General features: G+C 54.2%; 1 protein-coding gene. It reads right to left on the bottom strand.

Annotation, left to right across the window (positions count from 1 at the left end; translation table 11 throughout):
- On the bottom strand, positions 1-201 hold a 201-nt coding region (locus tag DL990_RS42105), incomplete at both ends, for a hypothetical protein (protein WP_233620728.1).

Below are 201 nucleotides of genomic sequence, written 5' to 3'. Positions count from 1 at the left end.
TTTTTCTGTCTTGGGTTCTTCGGCTTTGCGTTGTGCTTGTTCGGCTTGTCGTCGTTTGTCCGGGTTTTTGCCGATTTCCCGTATTTTGCGTAGGTCTACTGGTTGGCCTGTGCCGCCTTTGCCGCCTGCGGGAATGCTGCGGCGTGGTGCGGGGTTTTCTCTTGGTTTTTCTGTCTTGGGTTCTTCGGCTTTGCGTTGTGC

It is taken from the genome of Amycolatopsis sp. WAC 01416, from assembly GCF_003947485.1.
In the GTDB taxonomy this organism is placed as follows: domain Bacteria; phylum Actinomycetota; class Actinomycetes; order Mycobacteriales; family Pseudonocardiaceae; genus Amycolatopsis.
Note: the sequence above shows the minus strand (reverse complement) of the source record. Positions and strands in the feature narration are given on the sequence as shown.